This is a genomic window from Staphylococcus delphini, assembly GCF_900636325.1.
Lineage (GTDB): Bacteria > Bacillota > Bacilli > Staphylococcales > Staphylococcaceae > Staphylococcus > Staphylococcus delphini.
The window spans coordinates 2265785-2283240 of the sequence record NZ_LR134263.1 but is presented as its reverse complement, the minus strand read 5'-3'; the positions used below and the strand labels follow the sequence as shown (position 1 = coordinate 2283240).

13 protein-coding genes and 1 pseudogene are annotated in these 17456 nt (G+C 38.7%); all 14 read left to right on the top strand.

Annotation, left to right across the window (positions count from 1 at the left end):
• Window positions 1–62 precede the first annotated feature (62 nt).
• The 14 genes and pseudogenes from hpf (at window position 63) to rapZ (ending at window position 17455) form a co-directional block, all read left to right on the top strand.
• Window positions 63–623, top strand: coding sequence for a ribosome hibernation-promoting factor, HPF/YfiA family (gene hpf / locus EL101_RS10725; RefSeq protein WP_014614506.1), 561 nt, complete (start codon window positions 63–65; stop codon window positions 621–623).
• Between the two features lie 426 nt (window positions 624–1049).
• Window positions 1050–3578 (top strand): preprotein translocase subunit SecA, encoded by a 2529-nt coding sequence (gene secA / locus EL101_RS10720; RefSeq protein WP_096542287.1) that lies wholly within the window; start codon window positions 1050–1052, stop codon window positions 3576–3578.
• 39 nt (window positions 3579–3617) lie between these two features.
• Window positions 3618–4722, top strand: a protein-coding gene (gene prfB, locus EL101_RS10715) for a peptide chain release factor 2 (protein WP_096542285.1) whose coding sequence is annotated in 2 segments (ribosomal slippage) — window positions 3618–3689 and window positions 3691–4722 — 1104 coding nt in all. Because the reading frame shifts where the segments join, the coding sequence is not laid out codon by codon here.
• Between the two features lie 207 nt (window positions 4723–4929).
• Window positions 4930–5571: a YfbR-like 5'-deoxynucleotidase gene (locus EL101_RS10710; protein WP_014614503.1), complete on the top strand. Its 642-nt coding sequence runs from the start codon at window positions 4930–4932 to the stop codon at window positions 5569–5571.
• A gap of 5 nt (window positions 5572–5576) precedes the next feature.
• Window positions 5577–5822 carry a CsbA family protein gene (locus tag EL101_RS10705; protein ID WP_026067036.1) on the top strand — a complete coding sequence of 82 codons (246 nt, stop codon included), beginning with the start codon at window positions 5577–5579 and terminating at the stop codon, window positions 5820–5822.
• Between the two features lie 169 nt (window positions 5823–5991).
• Entirely contained in the window at window positions 5992–7974 is a 1983-nt protein-coding gene (uvrB, locus tag EL101_RS10700) for an excinuclease ABC subunit UvrB (RefSeq protein ID WP_096542283.1), read from the top strand.
• A gap of 5 nt (window positions 7975–7979) precedes the next feature.
• The gene (gene uvrA, locus EL101_RS10695; protein ID WP_096596462.1) at window positions 7980–10823 is read left to right on the top strand and encodes an excinuclease ABC subunit UvrA; all 2844 of its coding nucleotides are present in this window, start codon (window positions 7980–7982) and stop codon (window positions 10821–10823) included.
• Between the two features lie 3 nt (window positions 10824–10826).
• Window positions 10827–11177, top strand: coding sequence for an SHOCT-like domain-containing protein (locus EL101_RS10690; protein WP_096596463.1), 351 nt, complete (start codon window positions 10827–10829; stop codon window positions 11175–11177).
• A gap of 491 nt (window positions 11178–11668) precedes the next feature.
• Window positions 11669–12610 carry an HPr(Ser) kinase/phosphatase gene (gene hprK, locus EL101_RS10685; RefSeq protein WP_096556986.1) on the top strand — a complete coding sequence of 314 codons (942 nt, stop codon included), beginning with the start codon at window positions 11669–11671 and terminating at the stop codon, window positions 12608–12610.
• Window positions 12610–13446, top strand: a complete 837-nt coding sequence (gene lgt / locus EL101_RS10680; RefSeq protein ID WP_096596548.1) for a prolipoprotein diacylglyceryl transferase — start codon at window positions 12610–12612, stop codon at window positions 13444–13446. Before hprK ends, lgt begins: the two co-directional genes overlap by 1 nt.
• 349 nt (window positions 13447–13795) lie before the next feature.
• Window positions 13796–13918: pseudogene (locus tag EL101_RS13845) on the top strand (acetyltransferase); the annotation flags it as partial.
• Window positions 13919–13952: 34 nt separating this feature from the next.
• A complete protein-coding gene (locus EL101_RS10670) occupies window positions 13953–15392 on the top strand; it encodes a tetratricopeptide repeat protein (protein ID WP_096596465.1) in 1440 nt (479 codons plus the stop codon).
• A 62-nt stretch (window positions 15393–15454) separates the two neighbouring features.
• Window positions 15455–16387, top strand: a complete 933-nt coding sequence (trxB, locus tag EL101_RS10665; RefSeq protein ID WP_096596466.1) for a thioredoxin-disulfide reductase — start codon at window positions 15455–15457, stop codon at window positions 16385–16387.
• A 159-nt stretch (window positions 16388–16546) separates the two neighbouring features.
• On the top strand, window positions 16547–17455 hold the full coding sequence (gene rapZ / locus EL101_RS10660; RefSeq protein WP_096596467.1) for an RNase adapter RapZ: 909 nt from the start codon (window positions 16547–16549) through the stop codon (window positions 17453–17455).
• Window position 17456: the final 1 nt, after the last annotated feature.

Genomic DNA, 17456 nt, shown 5'->3' with positions numbered 1-17456 from the left:
TAAACATGTTAAAATATAAGTAAGGAATATATTATAAAAAGAGGTTGAAAGGAGCGAGCACTATGATTAACTTTGAAATTCATGGAGACAACCTCACAATCACAGATGCTATTAGAAATTATATTGAGGAGAAAATTGGTAAGTTAGAACGCTATTTCACTAATGTGCCAAATGCAACAGCGCATGTGAAAGTGAAAACATATCAAAATTCAAGTACTAAAATCGAAGTGACAATTCCATTGAAAAATGTAACGCTTCGTGCAGAGGAACGACACGATGATTTATATGCAGGTATCGATTTAATTAATAATAAACTTGAACGTCAAGTTCGTAAGTATAAAACACGCGTTAATCGTAAAAACAGAGACCGTGGTTATGAAGAGGATGTATTTACAGAAGTTGAAGCGACTGAACCAGAAGTGGAACAAGAAGCAACAGCGTCTGATATCGAAATCATTCGTTCTAAAACATTCAGCTTAAAACCAATGGACTCAGAAGAAGCTGTACTACAAATGAATTTATTAGGACATGACTTCTTCGTGTTTAATGATCGTGAAACAGATGGCACAAGCATTGTTTATCGTCGTAAAGATGGTAAATACGGTTTGATTGAAACTGAATAATCTCTAATCATGATAAAGAGATGACGTTCATTGCGTGGCACAACTCGATAACTAAAAAATCTTGATTGAACGCGTGATGAGTCGTACAAAAAAGGGTGGGGCAAGTGTATAAATCTAATCAGATGCATTAGATTTAAAGCTTGTCCCTTCTTTTATCAAATGGGAAATGTTTGTGTGCCGTATGGTTCAAAAGTCTGACTACAAGTTTTATATTTGGTTTATACGTCGAACGTCTTTCATAGTAGGAAGTTGATTCGAATATCATAAAGAAACATCATGCATTGTTATTTGACGGTATGAGGTATTATAATAAAATTGTTAAATGATACGTATATATATAAGTGGTTTGAGTATAAATTTATACCGAAAAATGATATGATGGATAGTTGTAAGCGGCACAGTTTTATGGCTAAAGGAGCGAACAAAATGGGTTTGATAACTAAAATGATTGACGGTAATAAACGAGAAGTCAAACGTTTAAGTAAGTTAGCAGATAAAGTCATCGCATTAGAAGAAGATATTGCATTGCTAACTGATGAAGAAATGAGAGCGAAGACGAAAGCTTTCCAAGAAGAACTTCAACAAATAGAAGACATTAAAAAACAGAATAATAAATTAGATGATATTTTACCGGAAGCCTTCGCACTTGTACGTGAAGCTTCTAAACGTGTGTTCAATATGACACCATATAAAGTACAAATCATGGGTGGGATCGCCATTCATAAAGGTGATATTGCAGAGATGAGAACCGGTGAAGGTAAAACATTAACTGCAACGATGCCAACCTATTTAAATGCATTAACTGGTCGCGGTGTGCATGTCATTACGGTAAACGAATATTTATCTAGTGTTCAAAGTGAGGAAATGGCAGAACTGTACAATTTCTTAGGTCTGTCAGTCGGCTTGAATCTCAATAGTTTAAGTACAGTAGAAAAACGTGAAGCTTATAGTAAAGATATCACGTACAGTACAAATAATGAACTTGGCTTTGACTATTTACGTGACAACATGGTGAATTACAAAGAAGACCGTGTGATGCGACCATTGCATTTTGCGATTATTGATGAGGTCGACTCAATTTTAATCGATGAAGCCCGTACGCCGTTAATTATTTCAGGTGAAGCGGAGAAATCTACATCTTTATATACACAAGCGAATGTATTTTCAAAAATGCTTAAAGCTGAAGAAGATTATAACTATGATGTCCAAACGAAAAGCATTCAGTTGACGGAACAAGGTATCGACAAGGCAGAACGCATGTTTAAAATTGAAAACTTATACGATGTGAAACATGTAGATGTGATTCACCATATTAACCTTGCTTTACGTGCGCATTATACAATGCAGCGTGACGTAGATTACATGGTAACCGGTGGCGAAATTCTGATCGTTGACCAATTTACAGGTCGTACAATGCCAGGACGTCGTTTCTCAGAAGGTTTACACCAAGCGATTGAAGCGAAAGAAAATGTACAAATTCAAAACGAATCTAAGACAATGGCGTCGATTACCTTCCAAAACTATTTCAGAATGTACAACAAGTTAGCGGGTATGACAGGTACAGCTAAAACAGAGGAAGAAGAGTTCCGTAATATTTACAACATGACTGTAACTCAAATTCCAACGAACCGACCTGTCCAACGTGTCGACCGTTCAGACTTAATTTATGTGAGTCAAAAAGGTAAATTTGATGCGGTTGTTGAAGAAGTGATTGAAAAACATCGCAAAGGTCAGCCTGTATTATTAGGTACTGTCGCAGTAGAAACATCGGAATATATCTCGAATTTATTGAAAAAACGCGGTATTCGTCATAGTGTGCTTAATGCGAAAAACCATGAAAGAGAAGCGGAAATTGTTTCAGGTGCAGGGCAAAGAGGCGCTGTAACGATTGCGACAAACATGGCCGGACGTGGGACAGACATTAAACTAGGTGAAGGTGTTGAAGAGCTAGGTGGTCTAGCCGTCATTGGTACGGAACGTCATGAATCACGCCGTATTGATGATCAGTTGCGTGGTCGTTCAGGTCGTCAAGGTGATAAAGGGGACAGTCGTTTCTATTTATCATTACAAGATGATTTGATGGTGCGCTTTGGTTCGGAACGTATGCAGGCGATGATGAGTCGTCTAGGCATGGATGATTCTACGCCGATTGAATCTAAAATGGTATCACGTGCTGTAGAGTCTGCACAAAAACGTGTAGAAGGTAACAACTTTGATGCGCGTAAACGTATTTTGGAATATGATGAAGTTTTACGTAAACAGCGTGAAATCATGTATGAAGAACGTAATCAAATCATTGACCAAGATCAAAGTACCGACCTAGTGATGCAAATGATGCATTCCACATTAGACCGCGCATTGCTACATTACGTGAATGAAGACGAAGAAAAGATGGACTACGAGCCACTCATTCACTATGTTCAAGACATCTTTTTACATGAAGGTGACTTAACAGAAAGTGAAATTAATGGCAAAGATAGAGAAGATATGTTTGAAGTCATTTGGGCGAAAATTGAAGCTGCATATAATCGTCAAAAAGATCAACTTGGCGAGCGTATGCCGGAGTTTGAACGTATGATATTATTGCGTTCAATCGACAATCATTGGACATCACATATTGATACAATGGACCAACTCCGTCAAGGGATTCATTTACGTTCGTATGGTCAACAAAATCCATTGCGTGACTATCAAAACGAAGGACATCAATTGTTCGATATGATGATGCAAAGTATTGAAGAAGATGTCAGCAAATATATTCTGAAATCTGTCATCACGGTAGAAGAAGATGTTGAACGTGAGAAAACGAAAGAGTTAGAAGGTAAACACGTTTCAGCTGAAGATGGCAAAGAAAAAGTTAAACCACAACCTATTGTAAAAGAACATGAGGTCGGACGTAATGAACCATGTCCATGTGGAAGCGGCAAAAAATATAAAAATTGTCATGGCAAATAGTGGTGACAATAGTTGAATATTTAAAAGGAGCGATACATGATGGAATTGTCCGAACTTAAACGCAATATGGATAGTTATAGCGCAAAATTAGAACAACTTAGGGGGTCTCTTTGACTTAGAAAACAAAGAGACGAACATCCAAGAATACGAAGAGATGATGGCGGACCCACAGTTTTGGGATAATCAAGAGCGTGCGCAAACGATTATCGATCAAAACAATGCGATTAAATCCGTTGTAAACAATTACTATGAAGTTGCTGAAACGCTTGAAGAGATGGTGGCGACGTATGAATTGCTACAAGAAGAATATGATGACGAAATGAAAGATGATTTAGAACAAGAAGTCATTGGATTCCAAACGAAAGTGGATCAATTCGAATTGCAACTCTTGCTGGATGGCGAGCATGATGCAAACAATGCCATTCTCGAGCTACATCCTGGTGCGGGTGGTACAGAATCTCAAGACTGGACAAATATGTTGTTACGCATGTACCAACGTTATTGCGAACAGCAAGGATTTAAAGTAGAAATTGTGGATTACCAAGCAGGCGATGAAGCGGGTGTGAAGAGTGTTACGATGCTCGTCAAAGGACACAATGCTTATGGCTATTTAAAAGCAGAAAAAGGTGTGCACCGTCTCGTTCGTATTTCGCCGTTTGATTCTTCAGGTCGTCGCCATACGTCATTTGCGTCATGCGATGTCATTCCTGAATTTAACAACGAAAAAATCGAAGTTGAAATCAACCCAGACGATATTACTGTGGATACTTTCCGTGCTTCGGGTGCAGGGGGTCAGCATATTAACAAAACTGAATCAGCCATCCGTATTACGCACCATCCGACAGGTATTGTTGTGAATAACCAAAATGAACGTTCACAAATTAAAAACCGAGAAGCAGCCATGAAAATGTTGAAAGCAAAACTTTATCAACTCGAGCTAGAGCAAAAAGAACAAGAGCTCGCTGCGATTCGTGGTGAACAAAAAGAAATTGGTTGGGGCAGTCAAATTCGTTCTTACGTGTTCCATCCTTATTCAATGGTGAAAGATCACCGTACAAACGAGGAAACGGGCAACGTCAACGCAGTCATGGACGGTGAGATTGGTCCGTTTATCGAAGCGTATTTAAGACATCAAATGCAATAAGATGAAACGTATCTCAAACTAGGGGCTAGGGCATTCAATTGTTCAAGCCCCTGAATTATATGGATGATGAAGACGTTTGATGTTTAGTATGTGCACGTACAAGCATTTTTTCAAAAGATAGAGAAACAAGTGATATAAACAATATAAATGTGTTAATATAATCAACAAATGGACATCAAATGTAAACATGACAGGAGGAGGTTGATTATGGGAATTCATCAATATTTTAAAAGGTTATCAGACTTAGAAAAGCTCATTCGATTACCCGGGAAATTTAAATACTTCGAGCATAATGTAGCCGCGCACTCTTTCAAAGTTACAAAAATTGCCCAGTATTTAGGTACGGTTGAAGAGCATCATGGCAAGACAGTGGATTGGAAAAGTTTATATGAAAAGGCGCTCAACCACGACTTTGCCGAAGTATTTACAGGAGATATTAAAACGCCTGTGAAGTATGCAAGTGGTGAATTGAAAAAACTGTTCTCACAAGTGGAAGAGGAAATGGTTGATACATTCATTAAAGAAGAAATTCCAGAACAGTATCAAGATATTTACCGCCGTCGCTTACAAGAAGGTAAAGATGACTCGTTAGAAGGACAAATTCTATCAGTCGCAGATAAAATTGATTTATTGTATGAAACATTTGGTGAAATACAAAAACGTAATCCTGAACCTCTATTTTTTGAAATTTATGAGATGAGTCTTGAAACGATTATGCAATTTGATCATCTGGCTTCCGTACAGGATTTTATTGAAAATATTATTCCAGAAATGTTAACTGAAAGATTTATACCACGCACTGAATTAAAAGAAATGACGATGCAAATCCTAAATAAAAGAAAGATGTGATAGGGTTGATTTGGTATCTATTGGCCGCTTTTTTTCCTTGTGTCCTTGTGGTTGTTTTCAGCGCGATAACGAGAAGTAAATGGATGGGAACGCTCATTACATTAGTCGTGATCGGTGCATCAGTTTATAAAGGTTTTTTCCATAATGAATGGATTATTTTCCTTGACGTTGTATCATTGTTAGCAGGGTATATTATTGTAGAAGAACTCAAAATTCATCATATCGAGCATGATAAAGAAGGCGGTATGTGATTGTTGTGCAAATGTCCTCGTAATTATAGCGGCATCAGGAGTGAATCTGACACAGTTTGAATGTAATCAGAAGCACTCCTCTTTGTGTTGGATTACGAACAAATGTTTGTATTTTGTCGTTGTGTTCTGTTAAAATATGAGTATTAAGCAGATAGGAGGCGGACAGTGAATGGAGCATCATGACTTTAAAATTGCTTCAAATTTCGAACCACAAGGGGACCAACCCCAAGCAATCAAAGCACTGGTAAAAGGGATAGAAGAAGGCAAGCGTCACCAAACATTACTCGGTGCAACAGGTACGGGTAAAACATTTACGATGAGTAATGTCATTAAAGAAGTGGGCAAACCGACGCTGATTATTGCGCATAACAAAACGTTGGCAGGGCAATTGTACAGTGAATTCAAAACCTTCTTCCCTGAAAATAGAGTGGAATATTTTGTGAGTTACTACGATTATTACCAACCAGAAGCGTATGTTCCGTCTACCGATACGTTTATTGAAAAAGATGCGTCAATTAACGATGAAATAGACCAACTCCGACATTCAGCAACGAGTGCGCTGTTTGAACGAGATGATGTCATTATTATCGCCAGTGTAAGTTGTATTTACGGTTTAGGTAATCCAGACGAATACCGTGACTTAGTTGTGAGCATTCGTGTAGGGATGGAAATGGATAGAAGCGAGTTGTTGCGAAAGCTCGTTGACGTACAATATACACGAAACGACATTGACTTTAGACGCGGAACATTTAGAGTACGCGGCGATGTCGTTGAGATTTTCCCAGCTTCACGTGAAGAGTTATGTATTCGTGTGGAATTTTTTGGTGATGAAGTCGACCGTATTAGCGAAATTAATTATTTAACGGGTGAAGTATTAAAAGAACGTGAACACTTTGCGCTTTTCCCAGCTTCTCACTTCGTAACCCGTGAAGAAAAAATGAAGATTGCGATTGAGCGTATTGAAAAAGAATTAGAAGAACAACTGGCATATTTAAGAAGTGAAAATAAATTACTCGAGGCGCAACGTTTAGAACAACGAACGAATTATGATTTAGAGATGATGCGCGAAATGGGCTTTACGTCGGGGATTGAAAACTATTCGGTTCATCTTACGTTACGACCACTTGGCTCTACACCGTACACTTTGTTAGATTATTTTGGTGATGATTGGCTGATTATGATTGATGAGTCGCATGTAACGTTACCTCAGATTCGTGGTATGTACAACGGTGACCAAGCACGTAAAAAAGTGTTAGTTGAGCATGGTTTCCGTCTTCCGAGTGCTTTAGACAACAGACCATTGAAGTTTGAAGAGTTCGAACAAAAAGCGAAACAACTCGTTTATGTATCGGCGACACCAGGCCCATATGAAATCGAACATACAGATGAAATGATTGAACAAATCATTCGACCAACTGGCTTGTTAGATCCGAAAATCGAAGTCCGCCCTACGAAAAATCAGATCGACGACTTGCTCAGTGAAATCCAAGAACGAACAGAACAAGGCGAACGTGTACTGATCACAACGTTAACGAAAAAAATGAGTGAGGATTTAACGACTTATTTAAAAGAAGCCGGTGTAAAGGTCAATTACTTGCACTCTGAAATTAAAACGTTAGAACGGATTGAAATTATTCGAGATTTACGTATGGGAACATTTGATGTGCTCATCGGTATTAACTTGCTTCGAGAGGGACTTGATATTCCAGAAGTATCATTAGTGGTGATTTTGGATGCGGATAAAGAAGGTTTCTTACGTTCTGAGCGTTCGTTAATCCAAACGATGGGCCGTGCAGCGCGTAATGATAAAGGGCATGTCATCATGTATGCAGATCGAATAACGGATTCCATGAAAGTCGCGATTGATGAAACGGAACGACGTCGTGAAATTCAAATCGCATACAATGAAAAACATGGCATTGTACCGAAAACAATTAATAAAGAGATTCATGATGTCATTAGTGCAACGGTCGAAACGGATGAAACAAATGAAGATCAACGTAAAGAAGTACCGAAGAAAATGACGAAAAAAGAACGTGAAAAAACGATTGAAAATGTTGAAAAAGAAATGAAAGAAGCCGCAAAAGCATTAGATTTTGAAAGAGCAACCGAATTAAGAGATTTATTATTTGAACTAAAATCAAAAGGGTGAAATGCATGAAAGAACCATCAATCGTAGTGAAAGGGGCCCGTGCCCACAATTTAAAAAATGTTGATATCGAATTGCCAAAAAATCAGTTAATTGTCATGACAGGACTGTCGGGATCAGGAAAGTCTTCGCTTGCATTTGACACGATTTATGCTGAAGGGCAACGTCGATATGTGGAGTCTTTAAGCGCATATGCTCGTCAGTTTTTAGGGCAAATGGATAAACCAGACGTAGATACTATCGAAGGTCTGTCTCCAGCGATATCGATTGATCAAAAGACAACGAGTAAAAACCCGCGTTCAACGGTGGCGACTGTAACGGAAATTTATGATTACATTCGTCTCCTTTATGCGCGTATCGGAAAGCCTTTTTGTCCCAATCATGGTATCGAAATCGAATCACAAACTGTACAACAAATGGTCGATCGTATTATGGAATTGGAAGAACGTACGAAAATCCAACTGTTAGCACCTGTTGTGAACCATCGTAAAGGGACGCATGAAAAATTATTAACGGACATCAGTAAAAAAGGTTATGTACGTGTGCGTGTTGACGGTGAAATTATGGACGTGACACAAGTGCCAGAACTTGATAAAAATAAAAACCATACGATTGAAATTGTGGTGGACCGTTTAGTTGTGAAACCGGGTATTGAAACACGTTTAGCAGATTCCATCGAGACCGTACTTGAATTAGCAGACGGTCGACTCGTTGTGGACATTATTGATGGAGATAAGCTGGAGTTTTCAGAAAAGCATGCATGTCCAATTTGTGGCTTTTCAGTCGGTGAGTTAGAGCCGAGAATGTTCAGTTTTAACAGTCCATTTGGCGCGTGTCCAACGTGTGATGGTTTAGGTCAAAAGCTAACTGTAGACTTAGATTTAGTCGTTCCAGATAAAGATAAAACACTGAATGAAGGCGCGATTTTACCGTGGGAGCCGACAAGTTCGGACTTTTATCCATCGATGTTAAAACGTGTGTGTGAAGTGTATAAAATCAATATGGATAAACCATTTAAAAAATTAACTGAACGCCAAAGAAATATCATTTTATATGGTTCAGGGGACAAAGAAATTGAGTTTACATTCAAGTCGAAATTCGGTCAAGAGCGTAAACGTACGATGCCGTTTGAAGGGGTAGTCCCGAATATTGAGCGTCGTTATCATGAGTCACCTTCAGAATATGTACGTGAAATGATGCAAAAATATATGGGGGAACAAGTGTGTGAAACGTGTCATGGCCAACGATTGAGTCGTGAAGCGTTGTCGGTTTATGTAGCAGGTAAAAATATCGGCGAAGTGGTAGAACAATCCATTAAAGAAGCTTTGATATATTATGAAAACATCGAGCTATCTGAACAAGATGCACAAATTGCCCATTTAATTTTAAAAGAGATTACGTCGCGGTTAGCCTTTTTAAATAACGTTGGACTCGATTATTTAACGCTGAACCGTTCATCTGGCACATTGTCAGGTGGGGAGGCGCAACGTATTCGACTAGCAACACAAATTGGTTCTCGTTTGTCAGGTGTCTTGTACGTGCTAGATGAGCCTTCTATTGGCTTACATCAACGTGACAACGATCGTTTGATTCATACATTACAAGAAATGCGCGATCTCGGGAACACATTAATTGTAGTTGAACACGACGAAGACACGATGATTGCGGCAGACTACCTTGTTGATATTGGTCCAGGTGCGGGTGAGCATGGTGGTGAAGTCGTTGCGAGTGGTACGCCGAAACAAGTGATGCGTAACTCAAAATCACTCACAGGTCAATATTTAAGTGGCAAAAAGTTCATTCCCGTTCCGGAACATCGTCGTCCAGTGACTGACCGTAAAATTTCAGTCAAAGGTGCGCGTAGTAATAACCTCAAAAATGTCGACGTTGATTTTCCACTTTCTGTCATGAATGTTGTGACAGGGGTATCAGGTTCAGGAAAAAGTTCGCTCGTGAATGAAGTGTTGTACAAATCATTAGCTAAGGCGATTAATAAATCAAAAGTCAAACCTGGTGAACATGACGAAATGACAGGCATGGATCAAATCGATAAAATTATTGATATCGATCAGTCGCCTATAGGAAGAACACCACGTTCTAACCCAGCCACATATACAGGCGTATTTGATGATATACGAGACGTCTTTGCCTCAACGAACGAAGCAAAAGTACGTGGTTATCAAAAAGGGCGTTTTAGTTTTAACGTTAAAGGTGGCCGTTGTGAAGCGTGTAAAGGTGATGGTATTATAAAAATAGAGATGCATTTTCTACCTGATGTGTATGTGCCTTGTGAAGTATGTCATGGCAAACGTTACAATCGTGAGACGTTGGAAGTCACTTATAAAGGAAAAAATATTGCTGACGTATTAGAAATGACTGTAGAAGACGCAACTCAATTTTTTGAAAACATTCCTAAAATCAAGCGCAAATTACAAACGTTAGTCGATGTTGGATTAGGCTATATTACGCTTGGGCAACCTGCAACGACACTTTCAGGTGGTGAAGCGCAACGTGTTAAACTCGCCTCAGAATTACACAAACGTGCAACAGGACGCTCAATTTATATTCTCGATGAACCGACAACAGGCTTACATGTCGATGATATTAGTCGATTGTTAAAAGTGCTCAATCGACTCGTTGAAAATGGTGATACCGTTGTGATCATCGAACATAATTTAGATGTCATTAAAACAGCAGATAACTTAATTGATTTAGGTCCTGAAGGTGGTGACGGTGGCGGTACGATTCTTGCGACAGGGACACCTGAAGAAATTGCTGCTATCCCAGAATCTTATACGGGTCGTTATCTTAAAACTGTATTAGCGCGTGATAAGGAACGAATGGAGGGCTAAGCCATGGAAGAAGCTAAAGTCAAAGTACTGGAATTACTGAAAGATGGCAAGATTTCTGTAGAAGAAGCAACGACATTATTGGACGCGATGACAACGGAAGACAAAGTAGCACATGCCACAACGAAAGATAAAAGTGATCGTTCTGAAAAGACGACGCGTGATTTTGAAGAGACGGTAGAAGGTTTTGTGAATACGACATTGGATAGTGTCGCGAGTTTGTTAAAGCATGGTCAAAAGTTTATTACTGTGAATCGTGATAAAGTGAAAGAGATGAGTGAAAGTGAACGTCAGGCAGCTTTGAAAAAAGTGGAAGAGACGTTGAATGAAGTAAGAGAGAAAATGAAGAAAGATTAATATTTAGAGGAAGTGTACTGTGAAGGGGGCACTTCCTTTTGTTTTTGGCACAAAAATTCACATAGATTGCCTCACCGTGCTGTACATTTTTACAGTTTTCGCAATGAAAGCTGCGTGGCTAACCCTATATCGCATTTATATAATCCGAAAACATGGATACCATTCCATCTCCACTGCCTCACAGTAATCCATTTTATTTCAAACTAAAGTTGCGTATCTCTCATGCATTTTTAGTGGTATACTTTGAATGCTAAAGGACACTGCAAAAAAGACGGGATATGTGTTAAGATATAGCGATGTTCATACTGATACACTGAACTTTTGATAATGGAAATGTACAACAAAGCGAGCACGTTTTTCGTGATTTTGCATACGTGTTGAAATGTGTTTCAAATGTGGAGATTCATGTATAATGAAACAAGTAATGCGTAGTCAAAAGCGATTAAAAATAAAAATTAATTTAAAGTAAACAGTAAAACTGAGGTGATTAGATGCTAACGACACAAGATTTAGTTAAGCGATTTAATATGAATGTGGTCGCTGGTGAAGCGGGATTAAACCGTCCAATACATAATACAGACATTTCAAGGCCTGGTTTGGAAATGGCAGGGTATTTTTCTCACTACGCTTCCAATCGTATTCAACTTTTGGGTACAACGGAACTGTCTTTCTACAATTTATTACCAGATGCTGAACGTCAAGGGCGCATGCGTAAACTTTGTCGTCCTGAAACGCCAGCCATTATTATTACGCGTGGGCATGATGCGCCGGATGAGTTGTTGGAGGCGGCACAGGAGTTAGATACACCGTTGATTTATGTCGAAGAAGCAACGACACGTGTCATGGGCCGTTTGACAACGTATCTCGAACATGAACTTGCCAATTCGACATCGTTACATGGTGTGCTCGTCGATGTGTATGGTGTCGGTGTATTAATTACAGGGGATTCCGGTATCGGTAAAAGTGAAACAGCTTTGGAACTTGTGAAACGTGGTCATCGTCTTGTTGCGGATGATAACGTAGAAATTAAAGAGATTACGAAAGATCAACTCATTGGTAAGGCACCTAAAATCATTGAACATTTGTTAGAAATTAGAGGATTGGGCATTATTAATGTAATGACTTTATTTGGTGCGGGTTCGATTTTAACGCAAAAACGCATTCGCTTAAACATTAATCTGGAAACGTGGCATCAAGATAAATTGTATGATCGTGTCGGTTTAAATCAGGAAACACTTAAGATTTTAGATACCGAAATTACGAAAAAAACGATTCCTGTTCGTCCAGGGCGAAATGTAGCGGTTATCATTGAAGTAGCGGCCATGAACTACCGCTTGAATATTATGGGCATTAATACAGCAGAAGAGTTTAACGAACGTTTAAATGCTGAAATCTTAAAAAATAGTCAACAAAATAAAGGAGACATAGAATGATGATAGGATACATTGATCCAGTCGCTTTTTCCTTGGGCAGCTTAGAAGTGAAATGGTACGGGATTATCATAGCGAGTGCGATTTTAATCGGGTATTGGATTGCACAAAAAAGCGCACAGTCAGTCGGTTTCCGCGAAGATGATCTTGTCAATATTTTATTAGTTTGTGTATTTGTTGCGATTATTAGTGCGCGTTTATATTTCGTACTTTTTCAACTGGATTATTATATTCAAAATCCGATAGAAATTCCGATGATTTGGCATGGCGGTATTGCGATACATGGGGGGCTCATCGGTGCGTTTGCGATGGGAATTTACTACTGTTATCGCAAAAACTGGCATCCGTTTCAATTAGGTGATGTAGTAGCGCCAAGTATTATTTTAGCGCAAGGCATTGGACGTTGGGGTAACTTTATGAACCACGAAGCGCACGGTGGTCCAGTGAGTCGTTCGTTTTTAGAATCGCTACACTTACCGCAATTTATTATTGAAAATATGCAAATTAACGGTATTTATTACCAACCGACATTTTTATATGAATCGATTTGGGATGTGATCGGTTTTATTATTTTAATTACTATCCGTCGTCATTTGAAAATCGGCGAAACATTTTTCATCTATATCATTTGGTATTCGATCGGTCGTTTCTACATAGAAGGCCTGCGTACAGACAGCTTAATGTTAACCGAGACGATTCGAATTGCACAGGCTGTCTCAATTGTAAGCATTATCATTGGCGTGGTCTTTATTGTATGGCGTCGACTAAAAAAAGATGTGCCACTTTATCGTGAAGCAAAAGTGTTAAGTTGGCCGTTCGACAAGAAAGGAAAGCGTTAAGTTGAAGCGACGACTTAAAGTTTATCCAGCGGGCGGTCATAATGCATTACATGATCTGTATCGTTATATTCGATTTATGCGACTTTTTAAAAATACGCTCATTATTGAAATAGCGAGATATATACCTCATGTCGGTGTGAAACGATGGATGTACCGCCGTTTATTAAAAATGACGATAGGTGAAAAAACTGCATTTGCTTTTAAAGCGGTGCCTGATTTATTATATCCAGAAAAGATAAAAATAGGTCATAACGTGATTATTGGTTACAATACAACTTTATTAACCCATGAATTTTTAACTGAATCGTTAAGAGTCGGTGAAGTTGAAATTGGGGACCATACGATGATTGGTGCGAATGTGACCGTATTACCAGGTGTGAAAATTGGCAGCCACGTTCAAATTGGTGCGGGAAGTGTCGTTTCAAAAGATATTCCCGACTATACTGTGGCGTATGGCAATCCGATACAACTGCACTCAAAACATTAGAAAAGAGAGGTGACAATGGATGACACAAAAACGAAATATTATACAGTTCAGCGATGATGTGGCACTTTATGAACGTCTAGCAAAACAAAAAATACAACAACAAGATTATGTGAAAGCACAACGCTATTTAGCAAAAGTGTTAGCGTTGTCACCAGATTGTTTTGAGGCGAAACAGCAACTTGCGACATGTTTTATTAAGTTAAATGCGCCAAGACGTGCTGAAGCGATTTATTATGAAGAAATTAGTAAGGGAAATGAGTTGGAAGCTTCTTACTATGAATTAAGTCAGTTGAATATTGACTTAAATGAGCCAAACAAAGCGTATCTATTCGGTTTGAGTTATGCTTTTTTAGCAGATGACGAAGCATATCGAGAAGAGTTAGAAGACATGTTTGAAGTGGCATTCAACGGCGAACATCCACTTGAAGAAGAAAGTCAGTTGTTTGTCACACAAGTCATTTTTCAATATTTATTCGGTCAAGGGCGTTTGTTAGAAGCGCGTGAATATTTGTTGAGACAGGACGAAGCAATTCAAGATAATCGAATCATCCGCAATTTACTCGCGATGTGTTATCTCTATTTAAATGAAAACAAAATCGCTCAAGAGATGTTTGAACGTTTGTTGAAAGAGGACCCTTCCGATGTGCATGCGTTATGCCATTACACTTTGTTGCTCTATAACATGAATCAACAAACACGCTTCCAAAATTATGTGAAAATATTAAACAAAATCAGACCGATGAATGATGAAGAGTCTTTTAAACTTGGGATTGTGCTCAGTTATTTAAAGCAGTATCCAGCTTCCCAACAGTTGTTAGTACCACTACACCGCAAAGGCAAGTTTCAGACCTTTCAACTGTTTCATGCGCTTTCGTTCAATTATTATTACCTAGGAAATATCGAACAGAGCCATCACTTTTGGCAAGTATTAACGCAATTTTCGAAAGCGAATCGTGGTTTTCCGCCATGGGTCATCGAGGAAAGTGCCCATTATTTTACTCAACACGTAGAGCCTTTGTTGCTCAGTGATGATCAACATGAACGTTTGTACGGTCTCTTTTTGTTAAATCAACTCAACGGTAAAGAAATTTTGATGACGAAAGAAGTTTGGACGATTTTAGAATCAATGGGAGATTATGAAAAATTGTATCTCTCTTACCTCATTCAAAATCTAAAACTGACGAAACTACACTTTATTCATCAAGGTATGGAGGCACTCTACCGCCTTCCAGAAACACAACCTTATGCCGCCCTCTTTTTAAGTTGGATGAGTTATGCAGAAAGTCTATTAGCCGAGCAAGTCGACCACGAACAAGTGGAAGCGTATGTGGCTGCGGTCGCTTATCTCTTTTTCAACCAAAAAGAAAACCATGATATGACGCGACCACAAATTATTGAACACTTTGATGTGGCAACAGATGCTTTTGAACAAGCACTTCAGCATTTGTTGAGCATTTAGATTTGAGTCCATGAATTAAATGTTGTAAAATGCGTATGATGAAATTAAAGGAGGAACAGATCATGTCAGAACAAGTAAGATATGATGTTGCGATTATTGGTGCAGGACCAGCAGGCATGACAGCTGCTGTTTATGCCTCACGCGCGAATTTAAATACAGTAATGATTGAACGCGGTATGCCAGGCGGGCAAATGGCGAACACTGAAGAAGTCGAAAACTTCCCAGGTTTCGAAATGATTTCAGGACCTGATCTTTCAAGTAAGATGTTTGATCATGCGAAAAAATTCGGCGCTGAGTACAAATATGGCGATATTAAAGGCATTGAAGATAAAGGTGATTACAAAGTCATTGATTTTGGTTCTAGTACACTTGAAGCGACAGCTGTGATTATTGCGACAGGTGCGGAATATAAAAAAGTAGGGGTACCTGGAGAAGAACAGCTTGGAGGTCGCGGTGTCAGCTACTGTGCTGTATGTGATGGTGCTTTCTTTAAAAACAAAAATGTCTATGTCATCGGTGGTGGCGATTCAGCAGTAGAAGAAGGTACGTTCTTAACTAAATTCGCTAGCAAAGTCACAATCGTACACCGTCGTGATCAATTAAGAGCACAAAAAATTCTCCAAGACCGTGCTTTTAAAAACGATAAAATTGATTTTATTTGGAATCACACACTTAAATCTGTTAATGAAAAAGACGGTAAAGTCGGTTCATTAACACTTGTTTCAACAGTGGATGGCACTGAACAAACAGTAGAAGCAGATGGATTATTTGTATATGTAGGTATGAAACCTCTCACACAACCATTTGAAAACTTAGGTATCACAAACGAAGCAGGCTATATTGTGGCAAATGATGATATGAGCACTGCCATTAAAGGTATTTTCGTAGCCGGAGACGTTCGTGAAAAAGGCTTACGTCAAATCGTGACAGCGACAAGTGACGGTAGTATTGCCGCTCAAAGTGCACAAGAATATATCGAAAGCTTACACGACTAATTTTTAAACACATGACATTGAATCAACAGGAGCTGGGACCCCGTTTCCAGTTCCTTTTTTATAGTTTTTCATCATTTTTGAAGATGTGCAGCCTCCCTCTATAACTTTAGACTGATTTCATGTAAACTAATAGAGAATATGATTGGATGGTGGTTAATAATGCAACATGAAGAAAATAATGAAATCGTAAAAAGTGAGCTCCTTGTTGTCACAGGTCTCTCTGGTGCAGGGAAATCATTAGTCATTCAAAGTTTAGAAGACTTAGGCTATTTCTGTGTCGACAACTTACCGCCGATTTTACTTCCGAAATTTGTAGAATTGATGGAACAGGGGAATCCGTCGATGCAAAAAGTTGCGGTAGGGATTGACTTGAGAGGACGCGAATTTTTCCAATATTTAGTACGTGAAATCGATGCAGTACAAAGTCGCAAAGATGTCATTGTTGATGTGTTATTCGTTGATGCAGATACTGAAAAGCTCATTTCACGCTATAAAGAAACACGTCGTAAACATCCTTTACAAGAACATACGGAGTTACCGCTCGTCAAAGCCATCAATGAAGAACGCAAATTACTAGCAGAAATAAGAAGTTTGGCGAATTACACTTTAGATACAACAACATTATCACCTAAAGCCTTGAGAAAACGTGTTTATGAATACTTTAACAAAGAAAATAAATCAACATTTACAATCAATGTCTCTAGTTTTGGTTTTAAGCATGGCATTCAAATCGATGCAGATTTAGTGTTTGATGTCCGCTTTTTACCGAACCCATACTATGTAGCGGAATTGCGACCACTCACAGGTATGGATGAAGATGTTTATAAATATGTGATGAAGTGGAAAGAAACGAATACCTTTTATGAAAAACTATTAGATTTATTGTTATTTATGATTCCGGGTTATAAAAAAGAAGGCAAATCACAACTCGTTATCGCAATTGGATGTACGGGTGGTCAACATCGCTCAGTCGCACTAGCACAACGTTTAGCTGAAGAACTAAAGCAAATTTATGATTATAATGTATATGTTCATCATCGTGATGCGCATATAGAAAGTGGCGAGTAAA